Origin of the sequence: Marinobacter xestospongiae, from assembly GCF_023156385.1 — a bacterium.
Lineage (GTDB): Bacteria > Pseudomonadota > Gammaproteobacteria > Pseudomonadales > Oleiphilaceae > Marinobacter > Marinobacter xestospongiae.
On record NZ_JAKZAK010000053.1, the window covers coordinates 1 to 2,257 of the forward strand.

General features: G+C 46.7%; 2 protein-coding genes and 1 pseudogene. All 3 read right to left on the reverse strand.

The annotated features are described in order from the left end of the window. Positions 1–174: 174 nt before the first annotated feature. Positions 175–732: a hypothetical protein gene (locus MLD24_RS21400; RefSeq protein WP_248169353.1), complete on the reverse strand. Its 558-nt coding sequence runs from the start codon at positions 730–732 to the stop codon at positions 175–177. Positions 733–794: 62 nt separating this feature from the next. Continuing rightward, positions 795–1,598, reverse strand: a complete 804-nt coding sequence (locus MLD24_RS21405; protein ID WP_248169355.1) for a hypothetical protein — start codon at positions 1,596–1,598, stop codon at positions 795–797. A gap of 69 nt (positions 1,599–1,667) precedes the next feature. Further along, positions 1,668–2,257, reverse strand: a pseudogene (locus MLD24_RS21410) (hypothetical protein); the annotation flags it as partial.

Sequence of the window (2,257 nt, forward strand, 5' to 3'; positions counted from 1 at the left end):
AGCCTGAGCCAGGGAAACAACCGAATCATAGCTTAGGGACACCATCAGGTTGTCCAACTGATTGGGTCCACCTCAACCAAAGTCAGCAACGAACCCCGTCAACATTAATCGAACACTCCCAATATCCATGATATTTTAAACACTTAGGAATTAAAAACCACAAACCTTATATTTTTAATCCAAGGTAGTCTCGTCGACACGAAAAGCAAATGCAAAACAAACCATCCAAAAAAGTGCCACGCACAGTCGGAATATTGACTCAGCAACACCATCAAAACTAAGAAAACTCAAAACATAAACCGTCAAGCCTTTATACGCACCATTAGTGAAAAAATATCCTACCACCCCGTTATACAAAGAAAGGCATATGAAGGCGAGCGACCAATCAGACAGTTTTCTACTTTCAGCAGTCGTCTTTGACATAGATACTTCTGACTGAAAGTGAACCCGAGCCAAACCAATTAAGTTCCTCAATACCGGAAAAAAACCAACCATCAATAGCGAATAAGACCCAAGAAAAAGAAAGTATGAAAAAACAGATACCGAAAGCAGAGAGGAATAGCTTTCTTTAAGTGAAAGAGACCTCGGATCCACGCCACTTTCTATCAACCAAAGATCAAGATAGAGTGCAAAACAAATCAACAGAAATAGAAACCGGGTCTCAACTAGCGTCTCTAACAGAGAACCCGCATTCTTTGCAATCGCCGTAGACGGCTTAGATTCATCAGGCATTCACTTATCCCTCTTTTAAAAAAGAATCCGGGATAGATCTATCTTCAAATAGTAAAGCTGCGCTACTCATGCTCAGCCTCGGACTTATTCTTCCCTTCAAGCACGGTCACTCCTGAAATAATCTCAGATAGCTTCCTATCAGTGAACTTGTCAGCCTCTTCTTTTGTAGGTTGCTGATCGAGCTTGCACCAATACCGCTGTAGCCTCCGAACCTTATACCAATGTGCAAAGCCGCTACTCCAAGCTAATTTTCGAAGCTCTTCGTCAACTTCCAAAACGAGTTCGCTGATGGTCCTCTCTGCTTCCTCTGTTAATGCCCGTTCTGCAACAACTCTCGTATTTTCGCTAACCTCCTCCGATACAGATTCATCACGTTGAAAAGCAATACGTTTTTTTTGCCTTTTAACGTATTCGTTTAAAGCCTCTATAGCATCAGGCAGCTTGCTCATGTATACAATACGGTTCGCTAGAAAGGGATGATTTTGAGAAAGAGCTGTAGCAGCGTTAACGACCGTATTCTTGAATACATCACTGTCTAACTCGAAGAATGCTCCATTAAGCTGATCATGGAATGAGGATGCTCCTCGCATTTCATCTAACATCTGCTGTTCGTCAACCGGTAAACCAAACTCCTTCAACCGGTCAAACATGTGTCTAATTTGAGCCTCGCCATGTTTATCTAAACTTTTGACTGACTTATTTAAAGCTATTCGTAGCTGAAGTAGCACAAACAGAGCATGCCTTAAATCTTGCTTTGACTCTCTTCGGATCTTGAAGAGGTAGGCAATCGCAGCGATGAATGTAGATACGAAAAGCCCATTTTCCTGCGTAAAAGTCAGAATTGCTTTGATGGCATCTATTTCCATTTACGTCCTAACCTATGCATCTGTTCTCGACAATAATTTCTTTCAGATCTTCGATACTAAGCATCCATTTCACCGTCCCAAAATACACTCCCTCGAATACTTCTGACTCACTTCCCTTCGCTCCGCCCTCCAGCGGTTGCCCTGGGAAACGGTGTAGCCGCTGCGCAGTTTGGCGTCGAGCACGTCGATGCGGCGGTTATAGCGATCACACTTGGCCTGTAGCTGGGCCTGTTCCCGTTGTCTGTCTTCCCGCTGTTCTCTGCGGCGGGCGAGTACCTGTTCTCGTTCCCGGTCAGCCTGGGCGAGTTGTCGGTTGACGTTGCCCACAATGGTGCTGCGGCTACGGCCACTCAGGCGTTCGTATCGTTTGCAGGCGCTTTCCCGATAGATGCGGCTTTGTTCGGAGCGGTTCTTTGTGAATTCCGCATGCCAGAACCGGCACATGTCCCTGGAGGACCTGGCCGCCGAGCTGAGGGTGTTGCGGCGGTTGTTGTCGCTGGTGCGGTTCGATCGGGAGGGCTGGTTGCTGTCCCAGGGAGGTACGGTCGGCGCTACGCTGGCAACGGTGGTATCTGGCGTGTCCTGGTTGTCGAAGACGATCCAGTCTTCCCCGGCAATGGTGATGGTCAGGCCATTCAGGTCGATACCGATGTCCCGCG

Coding starts and splice junctions, on each gene's coding strand:
- MLD24_RS21405 (WP_248169355.1), bottom strand. CDS start 1,598: ATGGAAATAGATGCCATCAAAGCAATTCTGACTTTTACGCAGGAAAAT.
- MLD24_RS21400 (WP_248169353.1), bottom strand. CDS start 732: ATGCCTGATGAATCTAAGCCGTCTACGGCGATTGCAAAGAATGCGGGT.